The organism is Chryseobacterium indologenes (genome assembly GCA_016025055.1).
Classification (GTDB): Bacteria; Bacteroidota; Bacteroidia; order Flavobacteriales; family Weeksellaceae; genus Chryseobacterium; species Chryseobacterium indologenes.
In genome coordinates this window covers 2,869,696-2,885,688 of record CP065590.1, presented here as the reverse complement: position 1 = coordinate 2,885,688, position 15,993 = coordinate 2,869,696, and the positions used below count along the sequence as shown (strand labels likewise).

The window sequence follows — 15,993 nt, the reverse complement described above, 5'->3', positions numbered from 1 at the left end:
ACCGCTGTATAGTACAACGGTTTTTTATTTAATGAAAAAGTTTTATTTCAGTTTATATGAACTTCCATTCCATAGATAGGTTTTGGAAGAATGCTTTTTCTTTTCTCTGTCTTTGTCGTCTTTTTCCATTTCTTCCATTTTAAAGACGAAAGTATTTGGAATTCCGCCTTTATCATTTGGAAAAACATATACTTCACTGTGATAATAGACATCTGCATCTCCTACATTCATCAACTGAGGAAGCGCAATAAGCTTTTTGTCTTTAAAGAGGATATACTGATCATAGCTTGCAATACCGCACGCTTCACCGGAAACCATTGCTTTCAGGGTCAGCTCAACATTTTGTAATTGATGATTGCTTTCTATATTGAACGTTGCATAGCTCAGCTCCTCTCCTGTTCCTGTGTTGAAATATACCTCATCTACAAGTCTATGTCCTTCCAGTACCTTTACTCCGGCAATATTTTGTTTTTCAAAACCATCAAAGTCTTTGCTTTTCTGACTGACTGTTTTTGAAAGTCCAAAAAGGAAGTCATAACCATTCTTATTGCGGTAGCCTACACAGAGATTTCCTCCCCACACATAGCCTTCGGCGGTTGCATCCCCTTTCTGGTAGGAGATTTTATACCAGTTTGCTTTTCTTTCCCCCAGCTGCAAAACAGGAACTGTCTCATCTTTCTTCAGAATCATTATCTGTTGATTGGTTGGTAACGAGTCTAAAATCGGAGAATTGGCCATCGGTTCTTTTCTGACTCTTGTCCAATCGGTAAAAATTTTCTGGGTTTTGTTTTCTTCAAACCCGAAGATTCCATCTGCATAAACTTCATTTTCCTGAGCTCCAAAAAACTGCAGAGTCAGCAAAAATAAAGCTGTCCATAAAGTTTTCATATTACTATTTTGTTTTTTTTATTTTTCCAATAACAGGCTTACCCATTCTTCACGCTGCAGTTGCTTTTTCAAGGTAAGACCGTTCTCTTTACAAACTTCAAGAATATCATCTACATCAAAGAAACATAATCCTGAAAGTAATAATTTACCTCCGGCATTCAGCACGGACACATACGTCGGGATATCGGAAATCAGGATATTTCTGTTGATATTGGCTAAAATAATATCATAATTTTCATTTCCCAGGTTTTCAGCTGTTCCCTGTTCTATATCAAGCTCAACACCATTTCTCACGGCATTTTCCTTTGAATTTTCTACAGACCATTCGTCAATATCAATTGCTTTTGTGTCTCCCGCTCCCTGCTGTTTTGCGTAGATCGCCAGTACAGAAGTTCCGCAACCCATATCCAGTACTTTTTTACCGGTAAAGTCAATATCCATCATCTGCTGGATCATCAGGTGGGTTGTTGGATGGTGCCCTGTTCCAAAAGACATTTTCGGCTGGATAATAATTTCGTGCATTCCCGGTACAGATTCATGGAATTCTGCTCTGATCATTACTTTATCATCGATATTGATGGGTTCAAAATTCTTTTCCCATTCTTCATTCCAGTTGATATTGGGCATTTCCTGGAAAGTATACTCGATTTTCACTTCTTCATTTTGAAAAAGCGGTAAAGCCTTCAGTTCTTCTTCATTAAATACATCTGTCTGGATATATCCTAAAATTCCTTCCAGCTCTTCCGTGAAACTGTCAAAACCTATTTCTATAAGTTCTGCCATTAATATTTCGTTCCATGGCTGAAGCGGCGAAATCCTGAAATCGAATTCTAAATAATTTTGCATGTGAATAATTTGCTGCAAAAATACTAATGTTATTATTGTTAAAAAAATGGATAAGATAAGTTTTGGTGAATGTGGAGCATTTTATTTTTATCGGGGGGATGAATTGTTTTTTTATGGACAATTTTCTGTAAATTTTCAGGTTTTGGCTAAAGCCGAATGGTTAACGGAAAAATGAAAGCGGGCTAAAGCCCGCTCCTATCGGTGTATCTTATTGATTCAATCTCCGATGAATTCACAAATTCTACAGATTTCATGCTTTCACTAACCTGATTGATTAACAAAAAAGCGGACTAAAGCCCGCTCCTATTGAATTCTATATTAAAATTGAAATCAAGTTGTGATTTCCAATTTTCAATTCATTAAGGGTTTGTAGAAAAAATAGATCCATTGGCAATCAAAGCTCTTCTGTTCATTTTCAAAATATCCCTTACCCATTCTGCAAAATCTTCAGGTTGTAATACTTTATCCGGATTTCCGTCTGTAAGTCCGCCCTGGATACTCATATCAGAAGCAATGGTACTTGGGGTCAATGTAATCACAAGGATATTTTGCTTTCTCCATTCTGCCATCATAGATTGAGATAAAGAAACTACGGCTGCTTTTGAAGCGGCATAGGCTGACATGTTTGGTCCTCCTTTCAGTCCCGCTGTAGAAGCTACGTTTACAATATCTCCTTCACCTTTTGCTTTCATAAACGGATGTACAGCTTTAGCAGCATAGTACACTCCGAATAGGTTTGTTTTAATCACTTGTTCCCAGGTTTCAGACGGCATTTCTTCTATGGTTCCGAAGTCGCCGATACCTGCATTATTCACAAGGATATCCACACCTCCAAGCGATTCTGCCAGAGTAGCGATTCCTGAGTTCACAGCAGCTTCATCATCAATACTGAATATTGCGTAGGCTGAATTCACTCCCAGTTTTTTAATCTCTTCAACGGTATTTTTAAGGTTTCTTCGTTTCTTCCTGTAATGGCTACGTTCACTCCTTCATTAGCCAAAGCTAATGCTACAGCTTTACCCAGTCCTCTTCCACCACCTGTTACGATGGCATTTTTTCCATTTATATTCATAGTGATAATACTTTTCGTTGCACAAAGTTACAAAAGAACATTTTTATGGAACGGAAAGAAAGGATATTTAATAGTTTTTTAATGGTTGGGAAGAGTATAAACCACATAGGCACAGTAGTATTTTGAGACAACAAGTTGCCTGAAATGACTTCACAGGTAATATAACATTTAAATCCGGGATCTCCCCCTTTGAGTTTTTATCAATTTTTCATTTTCTATGTTTCTATGTGATTTAATAAAAATTAATAGTTCGACATTTTAAACCTTCCCAAAATAAAGAAACCGATTTCAAAAGAACCGGTTTCAAAATCTAAAAAAAAGTATAGTAAAAAATTAAAAGTCTAAGGAATCTGGATTGAATTCTGAACATCAAAGTCTTCTGATGCAGTGAATTTATTTCCATACATATCAACTGCTCTCACCTCTACTTTATGTTTTCCCAGAGCAAGTTTCTTGGGAAAATCTGCCTCCCAGATATGTTTAGACATTTCAGGATTGGAAGGTCTTCTGCCCGGTAAGATCTTCTCAGTGGTATCCCATTTGAACACGGAAAGAGCAAAATTCGGATCGATGGTTTCGTCATACTCCATTTCTTCCCATTTTCCGTTGTCTATTCTGTACTCTACTTTATCTTTTTTGCTTCCCATAAAGAAATTGGCCAGTATTTTCGCAGAAGTTTTTGAGGGATAAGGAATTACTTTCGGAACGTATAACTTGATCTGATAATCTTCCGGTTTTCCGGCAGTTCTGTATTTCACTTTATACTGGTTATCGGTAAAACTAATAAAAGAATACCCTTTTGCGGTTCCGTCTCTCATTGTTGATGTCGGAAGTCCTGCATCGTCAGGTGTTCCGGAATACCAGTCACCACAGGTTGTTCCCACGTTGTACTCATGTAAATCTTTCATCCCTTTCCAACCTTCCTGTTTACCATAAAAAATCTGTTGCTGGATATGGGTATGGGCTGATAATAAGAGTACATTCTGGAAAGGATTTAGGAAATCGAATAACTTCTGACGGTCTGCATTTCTGAAACTGTCTTCATTCTTATGTTCCAGCGGAATATGAAAAGAGATGACAATCAGTTTGTTTTTATCTACCAGTTTCAGGTCATTTTCAATGAACTGCAGCTGATCTTCACGGAAGCCTCCCCAATATCCTTTTCCATCCCTGGGATCGGGGTACAAAATATCATCTAAAATAATAAAGTGTACATTCCCGTAGTTGAAAGAGTAATTGGCCGGGCCAAAATTGGATTCAAAAGTTTCATCGGACAGTTTATCTTCTTTAGCATCATAATTCATGTCGTGATTGCCCATTACATTATACCATGGTAATCCAACTTCTTTCATCACATCTGCGTAAGGTTTTTGCAGGCTCAGGTTATCTCCTACCAAATCCCCCAAACTGATTCCAAGAACAGCATTTTTCTTAGTGTTCTTTACTTCATTCACAATTCCTCTTTTGAAATAATCAAGTTCCTTTTCGGTATAAGGCTGTGGGTCACCGAAAACCAGAATATCAAAATTTTTATTTTCGTTCTGTGGATAAAGCGGAAAGTTTACTTCTTTGGGAAGCTGTCCTGTTGGTGCTACTCCTTTATATTTAAAATCAGCGGGTGATCCTTTAGGTTTGTGATGATAATAAAACTGCGGAAGATTGTTGGAATTTAAAGCAGTCTGATATCCTGAAGGCTTGATCACGAAAATAGTCTGATCTTCCTGAACCGGAAGGCTGTATCTCCCGTTTTTATCCGTAAGAATTACCTGAACGCCATTGGAAACAGCTACGCCTTCAATTCCTCTTTCCCGATTTTCTTTTTTCTGATTCTTGTTAGTATCTTCGTATACATATCCTGAAACAGAAGTTTGTGAGAATGCCATTGCTGAAACCAGCAGGCAAGGCACGATACATTGTATATTGATCTTCATTATTTTTAAATTTTTAAATTATTTTTACTCTTTACATTCTCAATTATTTGTTCCACCACATTTTCACATTGATATGATCTCCGCCCATTTGCTGAACGGCTGCCTGGTAATTGGCTGTGTTCAACACTTTAGGATTGGGAGGGTACATCAATCTTTGAGGCAGCTCTCCGTTATTCAGCAATCCGCCATTGTTCGGAAGCACCGGAAACCCTGTTCTCCTCTTTTCAAACCATTGCTGCTGGTCTACGAAGAAAAGAGCGATGTACTTCTGGAGCATAATCTTTTTAATATCTGCATTGAAGGCAACATTATCGTTATCAAAATAGTTAGCCGGAACTACTGATCCCCACTGTTCAATAGATGCCTTTACGCCATTTTCGTAGAAAGTTTTTGCGCTGCCGGTAATAATTCCTTTTAAGGCCAGCTCAGCTAAGGTAAACTGCAGCTCCGCATAGGGATAAATAAATATCTTCAGGGGAGCTTTTGCCAGGTTTTGATTAAGGTTGGAAGGCTGGTAGTTAAAAACAGTTCCGAAAGGATACCCTGAAGGCGCTCCTACATATCCGATATTGACATTATTAAGGTCCTTAGCCTGGGTAAAAAACATAGGACCGCGCGGATCATTATTTGCCTTTAAGGTCTGTAAAAAGAATTCAGATGCAGCCCTCCCTGTCGTAAAATCCTGAGGTCTTGCGATAGGCGGCATTAAGGGGGAAATTCCTGAAATGTCAAGCTTGGCAGCATCAGCATTAGTCTGAAAAACAGGATATACGGTCGGATTGTTGGCAATTTCCTGAATTCTTTCTTTTACATTAACCTCTCCGTCTCTGCTTAAAATTCTTGTCAGAAGCCTTAAAGAAAGAGAATTACAGAATTTCTTCCAATTGGTGATTCCGTTGACATCAGTATCCGCTTTATAAAACAAATCTCCTCCGGTCAGGGTTTTATTGGTAACAAAAAGACTATTGGCAGCCTTTAGATCATCTAACAGACTTACATAAATATCTTTTTGTTTGTCAAACTTTGGCTGAAGAATACCATTATCCAGTTGTGATGCCTGGGAAAACGGGATATCTCCGTAAGTATCGGTAAGATTGGAATAAATCCATGCATTCAGCACCATTGAAATGGCCTGGTAATTTTTATCACCTTCAGCAATGGCTGCTTTTTTAAGGTCATCTACCTGTTTCAGCCAACGGTAAGAATTATTCCAGAATCCGGCTCCTGTATTTTCTGTGATATAATAACGGCTCAGGGAATTTCCCTCATTCGGAAAATCCAGAGAAACCTGCATGATATCGAAAGTAAAGTCATTGGCCCTGTTATAGCCTACCGCAGCCATATTGTACTGGATCGGAACCAACAAAGAGCTGGCCACCGGCTCATTAATTCTGCTGGTATCTTTGTTGATTTCCTCAAGACTCCTGTCACATGAAACAGTGGTATTGAGAAGGGCAAGGAATGAACATATATAGATTAACTTTTTCATGTTTCTGATTTTAAAATTTAACGTTTAACTGAATTCCTACTGTTCTTGCGGTAGGCAACTGACCCATTTCAACACCGGGAGTGATGGTAGAGTCGTCAAGGGTAGCAGCTTCGGGATCAAATAGCGGGAACTTCGTCCACATCCAGAGATTTCTTCCAAATACGGCAAGGGTGATATCGGTCATTTTTAAAGACTCTGTTACTGATTTGGGGAAAGAATAAGAAATCCTGGCATCTCTCAGTTTGATGAAAGAAGTATCGAATGAATTGGTTTCGACATTGGCTCTCCTGTAATAATCTCCATAGTAAGTAGCCACGGGAATTCCTTTTGTATTTTGAGAAAAAGTCCCGTCAGCATTCTGAACCACTCCCTGCCCAACGATCAAACCACCAGGGTTGTCTCTTCCTGCAAGCGTATGGGTAAGTTTTCCCTGTTCAGACATTTTGTGATGAGACTGTGAGTAAGCCATACCTTTATACTGTCCATCGAATGAGAAACTGACTGTAAAGTTTTTATATTTAAATTCATTCTGAAGTCCTGCTCTCCATTTCGGGTATGCATTTCCTATCTTTTTCATTTCTGTAGGTTTAGCCGTTAGGCCATCGGCTCCATAGATCACCTGGCCATCCGGAGAATACATTAAACCGTATCCGTACATATCTCCCAATGAACCTCCTACAACTGCGTTATAATATACTACACCTCCCACGCTGGCCATTGTATAGGGCTGCCCCTGGAATTCATCCGGAAGAGAAAGTATTTTGTTTCTGTTCATAGACCAGTTGGCATTAATGTTCCATGAGAAATCTTTATTCTTGACCGGATAAGCATTTAGTACCAATTCAATCCCTCTGTTTCTCAATTCTCCTGAGTTGATAATTCTTTTGTTGTAGCCTGTTTCATATAAAACCGGGATAACAATGGACTGGTTTTTTGAATTGATCTGATATGCTGTAAAATTGAATGTCAATCTGTTTTTTAAGAGGGTAAAATCCAGTCCGCCTTCTATATTGGTAATCATTTCCGGCTTCAGATTGGGATTCGGGTATAACAGCGGAGACTCTACCGATCCTGAGAAAGTGCTATTTTCGTAATATTTATCAAGCATATAATTGTAGGTGTCATTTCCTACTTTCGACCATGATAATCTCAGTTTCCAGAAATTGAACTGATCTGATTTCAGTTTAAAGATATCAGACAGGACAAAGGATGAGGATACGGAAGGATAAAAATAGGATCTGTTGTGACGAGGCAGGGTGCTGCTCCAGTCGTTTCTGGATGTTACATCAAGAAAAATCATATCCTTATAACTGAAGTTGGCCAATGCATAGACACTGTTCACCTGATTATCGTTTGGTTTCGGAAGCCTGTTGTCTAAAGATGTCGCATTAGACAACTGATAAAGACCGGCTTTATTAAGCCCGATAGCCCTGTAATCACTCATGGTAGATTCATAGTACCTGATACTTCCTCCGGCGGAAGCTGTAATTCCAAAGTCTCCGAATTTATTTTTATATGTGAACAAGACATCATTATTAAGGTCCATATACCTGATATATTGTTCCCTGTAATAACCTTTCAGGTAATTGGCAGAGCTCCATGGTCTTCTTTGGGTACGCATTTCATTGCTCCATTCCAATCCTGATTTGAAAGCCACATCCAGATTCTTCGCAAATTGATAGCTTACGTTAATATTTCCCGTAAGGATCTTTTTATTGGTTGTATTCAGGTTTTCATAAGCGATCAGATAAGGATTATCAATATAAGAACTGAAAGGATGTACCTGATCCACCTGTTCCTGGCCTTTTCTCCAAATCGGTTTGTACCAGTCAAGATCAACATTGGGATTCTGGAAAATCATGAAATAAGAGATCGACTGGTTATTATATCCCGTTGCAGGAAGATTATCACTTGTCGTCTGGCTAAAATTGACTTTGGTCCCGATTTTTACTTTGCTGCTCAGTTTATGATCTAAAGAGATTGCTCCGTTGAATCGATTGAAGCCTGTATTGGGCATCATCCATTCATTCTTCAGATAAGAGATGGAAGTCCTGAATGCAGTTGATTCATTAGATTGAGCAATCGATATACTGTTTGAATAGGTTGCTCCGGTCTGCCAGAAGTCTTTGATATTATTTTTATAAGGTTTCCAGAGTTTTCTTTCTTTACTTTGCCCTTCTATGGCAGGATCATACTGGAAATAGTACTGACCGTCAAACTTCGGTCCGAATGCACTACTCGTAGAGCCTGTATTGACTCCATCCGGTGAGGCTCCGTAAGAATAATAATAATTTCCGTTTTTATCTTTCTGCTGGGTTCCCTGTCCGTATTCATATTGATAATCCGGCCATTTTAAAACCGTATCAAAGCTCGAATAAGAATTTAGCGTAACCTGAATTTTTCCTTTTCTGGTCTTACCTGATTTCGTGGTAATCATAATAGCTCCCCGGGAACCTCGGGAACCATATAATGCAGACGCTGGAAGGTCCTTTTAGGATGGATACGGATTCAATGTCATCAGGATTGATGCTGTTGAAACTATCTCCGTAATCGATTGGTAAGTCTCCCCCGGAGCCCGCTCCGTATGCCCCGGTGCCGGTGCCTGTTCTTTTATCACTCAAAGGAACGCCGTCCACAACAATCAGCGCACCATTATTTCCCATATTCATTGAAATATCTCCACGAAGCGTAATACGGCTTGTTCCCAAAGGGCCGGCTCCGGCAGTCTGAATTTTTAATCCGGCTACTTTACCTTCCAGAGATTGTGCCCAGTTATTGTTCTGGGTTTGTAAAATTTCATCTGAATTAATAGTTTGGGTAGAATACCCCAAAGACTTGTCGTGTCTTTTGATCCCTAAAGCAGTTACCACTACTTCGTCAAGCCCTTTAATGGTGTCTTTTTTAGCTTTCTGCTGAGCCGTCAGATTGACGCTGATTATTCCTAACAGCGACAAAACCAACAGCTTTTGTGTCTCTTTACGCATATCCTTTTTGTTTGCGCAAAATTAAAACGACAATATGACTACGATTTTAATATGATTTTAACATTTTTTAAATGTTTATTGAATGGATTGTTAATTTTTTCTTAACAACTAAATATACCACTCTGTTTCACAACGATTTAAGGAATTAAGTACTTTTAATATCATAGTCAGAACTTATTTACGTACCTTTATTGTCTTCTCTTGGGATAATACCACAAAACAAATGTAAAGTATTGAATTAAAAACAGATACAATAAAATTCCATTCCGGAAATATCCATACATCACCTGCAAAATGTATTACAGAGAAATATTTGGATAAAAAAAGCAATCTGTTCCATTATAGGGGCAGATTGCAGATATTACATACATTTTTGGTTGGAGGTTAACCACCCCGTCAAATCAAAGATTTGACACCCCTCCGGAGGAGAGGGGAATGTCTGGTCTTTTGACTGAGGTATTTGTGATACACCCAGAAAGATTCGGGTTATTTATTTTTCAGTTGATCCGGGATATTGGTTGTGATAAATCCTATGCCCTGTTTTTTCAACTCATCATATACTGCCACATCATTTACCGTCCAGGAATTGGTGATCAGCCCTAATGTTTTGGCCTCAGCAATCCATGTTGGATTTTTCTGGAAAACACTGTAATGGTAATCCATACCGTCTAATCCTTCTTTTTTGATTTGTTCGGGAGACAGTTCTCCGTTCAGATACTGAACTTTAGCGGTTGGAGCAAGCTTTTTAATTTCTTTGCAGATATTCAGGCTGAAGGAAATAAACTCAGTCTGAGACTCCAGCTTCATATCTTTAATTGTCCTGATGGTTTTCCGGGTCAGCTCATTTTCCAGTTCAGGAGTTTTTGCCGGTTTTATTTCCACAATCAGTTTCAGGGAAGTGTCTTTCTTTCCTTGTTTTAAATAATCCTTTAATGTCGGAAATTTTTCACCGTTGGATAATTTCAGAGCCTCCAATTCTTTGAAAGATGTTTCTGAAATTTCCATTTTACCGTGATGTTCATCATGGTTGATCACCAATACTCCATCTTTGGTCATTCTCACATCAAACTCAGATCCGTAAATTTTCAGTTTCTGAGCATTTTCTAAAGATTTAAGGGAGTTTTCCGTTGTAGGAGGCTGAGCCTGGAAATATCCTCTATGGGCAATAATCTGGGTTTGTGCTTTCATCAATCCTGTACTTAAAACTGCTAACCCTAAGATAAAATTTTTCATAATATAATTTAGATAATTAAAATAAAGTTCGGAAACCTGTTGATAAAGGTAGGTATTATAACGATAGCCATTGAGACTTATTATAAAAATTACCCCACAAAAGGGAAGATTCCGGCTTTTGTGGGGTATGGTTTTGATGCGTTAGAAACTATACTTCGCTCCAATCTGGATCTGGTATGGGTTCCCTGAAAGAGGGACTAAACCGTTACCGCTGATATTCTTATCGTATTCAAACTGTTTGGTTACCTGATTGAATCCTTTTATTCTGTATAAAGCGGTATTTCCGTATGATTCATTAACTCCCCAGCTTTTGTTCAGCAGGTTGGCTACGTTGAAAATATCTACAGAAAGTTCAAATGCACCGATTTTATCAAACTTAATTTTTTTGGCAATTCTTACATCCCATACTCCGAAGAATCCGTTTTTACCTCCGTTACGTTCTGCTATTTTACCATTGTATTCATTTACGTAATCTTTCAATGCTTTTCCTACTTGCGGATCATCCAAAATAGATTGTGCAATATTCGGGAAGATGTATGCCAGGTCGTTGGAATCTACGAAATCTCCGTTAACATTTCCCCCTGAAGTCATTGAGAAACGGGTTCCTCCGATCCCTGAATACCTTATTCCCAGTGTAAACCCTGCGATCGTAGGTGAGTTACCGTAGATCACGACTTTATTACGGAACTGATTGTCAGAATATGTCATTCTTAAATCTCTCGGGTCACTCTGAATCATGGTAGACAGTGTGGCTGAATTGGCTACGTTCCCGTTGTAAGAAGTATTATCTTTAATGTCGGACCATGTATAACTTGCTGTGATTTCCCCATCTTTCCAGTAACGGTAGCTCGTGTCAATCACAAAGGAGAACTGATTTACTTTACCGTCACTTACCAGCTCCAGTACTCTGCCGAAATTGTTATTGATTCTTCCTTCTTTCCAGTCTACTTTACCATCTTTTATACTTGTTGCCGGCACAAATACTCCTCTTCCTCCTTCATTATCGAGGGTGAAGACGGGATTAACTTTCATATTTCTGTCATAGTAGTAATAATTGTTTCTTCCCAATGCCATATACGCTGCAATTCCTGCTCTGAATCTTTCATTGAAGAAGTGGGTGTAGGAAATGTTTGCTTTGTAAACGATTGGGATTTTAGCATTTTCACCGGTATAGTTAATTGTCGGAATCTGTTTATCAGCCAATGTCGGAACTGTGCCATAATTATTTCTATAGCTGTTAAAATCCGGAACAGGAACATCAGTACCCGTCACATCCACCGTTGCAAGGTGTTTTCCGTCAAATACCAGGTTATTGATGATCATGTAATTGTTGATATCAGACGAGAATATTCCGGCTCCGAACTTCAGGAAATCTTTATTTTCTTCGTTGATATTCCAATCAAACTGGAATCTGGGCTGGATCACGAATGACTTGATTTTGTTATCCGTTCTGATGCCCATTTCGTCATACAGCTTTTGATTAAATTCTGCTTTCGGATAACCGCCATAATCCAATCTTAAGCCTGCCATCACATCAAGACCTTTTGCAATTTTTGTCTGAAATTGACCGTAAACACCGATATTCCAGATATTGGATCTCACGGAAGGATCATCAACTAAAGGTACTTCCCTGTAGAATCTGTAAGGTTTAAGGCTTTCAAAATTGTAAAGATTGCTAGGATTATTTTTGCCATCTTCCCTGAAATAAAATCTCCCGTTCACTTCACTTCCGTAGATCGATTTTGAAGTAGTATACATCAGGTCTGCTCCGAAGGTATATTTTACTTTATCGGTGTTGTAGTACAAGTTATCTACGATCTGAAATACATTGTTTCTAAAGCTTTCCTGTGCAAAACGGTGACCTCCGATCTGGATATTGGTAGATCCTACGCCCTGAGACAGGATATTTTCTACAACAGCTCTCGGTACAGGTCCACCGAGCTCATCATTCTGATAACTGTTCTGGAATGTGTACAGATACTGAGCTTTCAACTCATTGGTCAGATTGGGTTTCAGGTTTGACCTCAATGTTAATAATAAACTGTTGTCAAGGTTTTTATCATTTCCGTAAGACTCAAAGAAATTGATGCTTGTATTATCACCTAATCCGTTTTTATTTAGATCGTGGGTAAAGTTATTTCTTAAGGTTAACAAATGTTTTTCATTGATCTGCCAGTCTAAACGTAAAAAGGCGGCGTCTGAATTTCTTACTTTATTAAAACTTCCGAACTGAGGTGTATTTCCCACTCCGTATTTTGCTCTGGCAATGTCCAGAAATTTATTAAGGGTTTCAGTGGTTGTATTTAATCTTAATTCATCTTCTTTTGATCCGATATCAGCAATAAGCAATGGTCTTGAATCCAGCTGATGGTCCCAGGCTACGAAGAAGTGTAATTTATTCTTGATGATCGGTCCTCCCAGTGAAAATCCGAACTGAGAAGTTGAGAAGTCATTCTGCCTCTTGGTTCCTTTGATATCGTAAGGGCTGGACAGCCAGTTTGTTCTTAAATATTCCCATGCGCTTCCTGAGAATTTATTGGTTCCGGATTTCGTAACGGCGCTTACTGTTCCTCCTCCGCTTCTTCCCAGAGTGACATCGTACTGGTTGGTTGTAATTTTAAATTCACGAACGGCTTCAATAGAAATTGAGAACGGGGCACCACTTCGGCTGGTCGTAGCCCCTGCTGAAGTAGGATTTTTTGCGGTCATCCCGTCAATCGTAAAGTTTGTGGAAGAGCCAAGCTGACCGGAAAGGTTTCCACCTTTACCACTCAGAGGTGACAACTCGGTTAGATTCGCAAAGTTTCTTCCGTTCACCGGAAGCATACTGATATTTTTCGCAGAAATGGCCGTAGCAGCTCCAAGGTTTCCGATTTTATTCTTAAGGTTTCCTGTGATCTTTACTTCTTCAATATTCTTTTCTCCTCCAAGATCCATGTTTACAGTAACCTGATCTCCGAAGTTTACACTGTAGCCTTCCTTTTTGTCATCATTGACGATAACTGTATAAGGGCCGCCCAAAGGAATTTCTTTAAAGATATATTCTCCTTTTGAATTGGTCTCTGTTTCCGTTCTGAACCCTGTAGATTCATTGACGATCGTTACTTTCACTTTTTCCTGGGCCTTACTTCCCGGTCCGGTTACTTTCCCTACAATAGAAGCCTGCGTGGTCTGGGCATACGCCATCGTTCCAAGCCCTAAAAACAATAATCCCAGTACAATCTTTACTTTTCTCATTTATGTAATTATTAGATGCGCAAAGATATTTAACTTTAAAAGGCATCTATTTAAGAAAACTTTAACATTATTTTAATTAAATTAAAACCCTATATTAACTTATTATAAATATCAATACACTGGCGATATAATCAATCTGTTGAAGCATGTTACGAATTTTTAATTTTCCGTTACTATTTAATTATGTTATTTTTTAAATGGGATTAGTTTATTTATTTTTGCTTAAAAGATAGAATAGTAATGTCTGAAAACATTCAACAAAGAATAGAGCAGCTCCGTAAAGAGCTTCACCAACATAACGAAAATTATTATCTGCTGGATACTCCTACCATATCTGATTACGACTTTGATATGCTATTGGAAGAACTTCGCGACCTGGAAGCAAAACATCCGGAATTTTATGATGACAATTCTCCTACGGTACGTGTAGGTGGTGGGATCACTAAAGTTTTCCCTACAATCCAGCATAAATTCAGGATGTATTCTCTGGATAACTCCTACGATTTTGATGATCTGGAAGATTGGGAGAAAAGAATTATTAAAACCATTAATGATCCAGTAGAGTTTGTAGCCGAGCTGAAATATGACGGTGCATCCATTTCCATTCTTTATGAAAACGGAAAACTGACCCAGGCTGTAACGCGTGGTGACGGATTCCAGGGAGATGAGATTACGCCAAACGTCCGTACAATTTCTGATATTCCACTGACATTAAAAGGAGATTTTCCTTCTCAGTTTTTTATGCGTGGTGAAATTTATCTGACAAGAAAAAACTTTGACAAGCTGAATAAGCAACGTGAGGAAGAAGGTCTTGACCCGTTCATGAACCCAAGAAATACAGCGAGTGGAAGTTTAAAAATGCAGGACAGCGGCGAGGTAAGAAAACGTGGATTATCTTCTGTACTGTATCAGTTTATTTCGGAGGAAGTTCCTGCAGAGACTCATTGGGAGTTGCTTCAGAAAGCTCAGAGCTGGGGTTTCAAAACGTCTCAACAGGCAAAATTATGCAGAACACTCGATGAGGTGAAAGAATTTATCACATTCTGGGATACGGAGCGTCATAATCTTCCCTTTGAGATTGATGGTATTGTTTTAAAAGTAAATTCATTACAACAACAGAGACAGCTTGGATATACCGCGAAGTCACCACGTTGGGCAATGGCTTACAAGTTTAAAGCAGAAAAGGTAGAGACCGAATTACAGACTGTTTCTTATCAGGTGGGAAGAACGGGGGCTATTACTCCTGTCGCCAATTTAAAACCTGTTTTATTGGCCGGAACCATTGTAAAAAGAGCTTCTCTTCACAATGAAGATATTATCAAAAAGCTGGACCTGCACGAGCATGATTTTGTATATGTAGAAAAAGGAGGTGAGATTATTCCTAAAATTGTTGGGGTAAATACTGATAAAAGAACGGAGGAAAGCAGAGAAATAGAATATATCAAAAACTGTCCTGAATGTGGAACCGAGCTGGTAAAAGTTGAAGACCAGGCGATCCATTTCTGTCCTAATGAGCTTCACTGCCCGCCACAAGTGGTAGGAAGAATGATTCACTACGTTTCCAGAAAAGCACTGAACATCGAAAATCTTGGGAGCGAAACGATTGAGCAATTATACAGAGAACGGTTGATTGAAAATCCTGCAGATTTCTACGTACTGACGAAAGAGCAACTTCTTCCGCTGGAAAGAATGGCAGAAAAATCTGCCCAGAATATCATTACAGGAATCGAAAAATCAAAAGAAATTGCATTTGAAAAAGTACTGTACGGTATCGGAATCAAACATGTAGGGGAAACGGTTGCCAAAAAACTGGTAAAAAACTTTCCTACGATTGATGAGTTAAAAAATGCTACTGTTGAAGAGCTTTGTCAGGTGGAAGATATCGGAGCTAAAATTGCAGTCAGCATTGTCGATTTTTTCCAGAACTCCGAAAATGTTTTAATGATTGAACGTTTAAAATCTTACGGTGTACAACTGGAAAAAGGAGAAAGCACCAATGAGGTATTATCCAATGTTCTGGAAGGTAAAACTTTCCTTTTCACCGGAAAGCTATCTCTGTTCACGAGAGAATCTGCAGAAGAGATGGTGGAAAAGCATGGCGGAAAAAACATTTCTGCCGTTTCTAAAAACCTCAATTATCTTGTGGTAGGTGAAAAAGCGGGAAGTAAGCTTAAAAAAGCCCAGGATATCGGCACTATTGAAATCCTTGATGAGCAACAATTCCTGGATTTGATTGAAAAGCAGTAAGGCATTCAAAATAATTATTAACAGGCCATTGTAATTTTACTACAATGGCCTATTTTCGCAACTGCA

At 38.7% G+C, this 15,993-nt stretch carries 7 protein-coding genes and 2 pseudogenes; 1 reads left to right on the top strand and 8 read right to left on the bottom strand.

The features are described 5' to 3' along the window. Positions 1-42: 42 nt before the first annotated feature. The 8 genes and pseudogenes from H3Z85_13210 to H3Z85_13175 form a co-directional block, all read right to left on the bottom strand. Positions 43-888: an SH3 domain-containing protein gene (locus tag H3Z85_13210; GenBank protein QPQ50446.1), complete on the bottom strand. Its 846-nt coding sequence runs from the start codon at positions 886-888 to the stop codon at positions 43-45. Positions 889-906: 18 nt separating this feature from the next. Beyond that, positions 907-1,734, bottom strand: a complete 828-nt coding sequence (gene prmA, locus H3Z85_13205) for a 50S ribosomal protein L11 methyltransferase (protein ID QPQ50445.1) — start codon at positions 1,732-1,734, stop codon at positions 907-909. A 359-nt stretch (positions 1,735-2,093) separates the two neighbouring features. Continuing rightward, positions 2,094-2,806: pseudogene (locus H3Z85_13200) on the bottom strand (3-ketoacyl-ACP reductase). 341 nt (positions 2,807-3,147) lie between these two features. Beyond that, complete coding sequence (locus H3Z85_13195) at positions 3,148-4,737, bottom strand: calcineurin-like phosphoesterase C-terminal domain-containing protein (protein ID QPQ50444.1); 1,590 nt, start codon at positions 4,735-4,737, stop codon at positions 3,148-3,150. A gap of 43 nt (positions 4,738-4,780) precedes the next feature. Then, the gene (locus H3Z85_13190) at positions 4,781-6,226 is read right to left on the bottom strand and encodes a SusD/RagB family nutrient-binding outer membrane lipoprotein (GenBank protein ID QPQ50443.1); all 1,446 of its coding nucleotides are present in this window, start codon (positions 6,224-6,226) and stop codon (positions 4,781-4,783) included. 10 nt (positions 6,227-6,236) lie between these two features. Further along, positions 6,237-9,210: pseudogene (locus H3Z85_13185) on the bottom strand (SusC/RagA family TonB-linked outer membrane protein). Between the two features lie 486 nt (positions 9,211-9,696). Beyond that, positions 9,697-10,443 (bottom strand): glycerophosphodiester phosphodiesterase, encoded by a 747-nt coding sequence (locus H3Z85_13180; GenBank protein ID QPQ50442.1) that lies wholly within the window; start codon positions 10,441-10,443, stop codon positions 9,697-9,699. Between the two features lie 141 nt (positions 10,444-10,584). Then, a complete protein-coding gene (locus tag H3Z85_13175; protein ID QPQ50441.1) occupies positions 10,585-13,680 on the bottom strand; it encodes a TonB-dependent receptor in 3,096 nt (1,031 codons plus the stop codon). A 240-nt stretch (positions 13,681-13,920) separates the two neighbouring features. Between H3Z85_13175 and ligA the strand changes: the two genes are divergently transcribed. Continuing rightward, positions 13,921-15,927, top strand: a complete 2,007-nt coding sequence (gene ligA, locus H3Z85_13170) for an NAD-dependent DNA ligase LigA (protein ID QPQ50440.1) — start codon at positions 13,921-13,923, stop codon at positions 15,925-15,927. Positions 15,928-15,993 lie beyond the last annotated feature (66 nt).

Coding starts and splice junctions, on each gene's coding strand:
- H3Z85_13210 (QPQ50446.1), bottom strand. CDS start 888: ATGAAAACTTTATGGACAGCTTTATTTTTGCTGACTCTGCAGTTTTTT.
- prmA (QPQ50445.1), bottom strand. CDS start 1,734: ATGCAAAATTATTTAGAATTCGATTTCAGGATTTCGCCGCTTCAGCCA.
- H3Z85_13195 (QPQ50444.1), bottom strand. CDS start 4,737: ATGAAGATCAATATACAATGTATCGTGCCTTGCCTGCTGGTTTCAGCA.
- H3Z85_13190 (QPQ50443.1), bottom strand. CDS start 6,226: ATGAAAAAGTTAATCTATATATGTTCATTCCTTGCCCTTCTCAATACC.
- H3Z85_13180 (QPQ50442.1), bottom strand. CDS start 10,443: ATGAAAAATTTTATCTTAGGGTTAGCAGTTTTAAGTACAGGATTGATG.
- H3Z85_13175 (QPQ50441.1), bottom strand. CDS start 13,680: ATGAGAAAAGTAAAGATTGTACTGGGATTATTGTTTTTAGGGCTTGGA.
- ligA (QPQ50440.1), top strand. CDS start 13,921: ATGTCTGAAAACATTCAACAAAGAATAGAGCAGCTCCGTAAAGAGCTT.